1 protein-coding gene and 1 pseudogene are annotated in these 535 nt (G+C 77.4%); both read left to right on the top strand.

Translation table 11 applies throughout. The features are described 5' to 3' along the window. Positions 1 to 203 (top strand): ComEA family DNA-binding protein (locus tag GTW08_RS22435; RefSeq protein WP_161152481.1); only part of this gene is annotated, 203 nt, incomplete at its 5' end. Beyond that, positions 200 to 535, top strand: a pseudogene (locus tag GTW08_RS22430) (hypothetical protein); the annotation flags it as partial. The gene GTW08_RS22435 and the pseudogene GTW08_RS22430, both read left to right, overlap by 4 nt.

The raw sequence follows: 535 nt of genomic DNA, 5'->3' as shown, positions 1-535 counted from the left end.
GCGCCCCCGGCGGGAAGATCGACCTGAACACCGCGACCGCGTCCGACCTCGACGCCCTGCCCGGCGTCGGCCCGGTCACCGCGAAGAAGATCATCGACTGGCGCAATGCCAACGGGCGCTTCAGCCGGGTCGAGCAGCTGCGGGAGATCGACGGCATCGGCGAGCGCCGCTTCGCCCAGCTCCAGGAACTGGTGCGGGTGTGACCCGCGCCGGAGCCCGCCGGGCGGATGCGGTCCACGGGGAGCTCGACGACGAGCTCGACGAGCCGGCCGAGCGTCCCGCCCCACCCGACCTGCGCCTCGTCCCCGCCGCGCTCGCCACGTGGGCCGCCGTCCTCGCCGGGCTGCTCGGCGGCACCACGGGTGGGATCACCGCCGCCGTCCTCGCGGCGCTCGCCCTGCCGGTCGCGCTGCTCCGCGCCCGGACCAGCGCCCGTGCCGCGGCACCGTCGTCGATCGTGCTCGCCGCGGCCGGGTGCGCCCTCGTCGCGGCCGTCCTGGTCACCGTCCACGCGGCCGCGCTGGCGTCGCACCCG

Source organism: Pseudonocardia sp. SID8383 (assembly GCF_009864975.1).
In the GTDB taxonomy this organism is placed as follows: Bacteria; Actinomycetota; Actinomycetes; order Mycobacteriales; family Pseudonocardiaceae; genus Pseudonocardia; species Pseudonocardia alni.
This window is presented reverse-complemented; position numbering and strand designations above follow the sequence as displayed.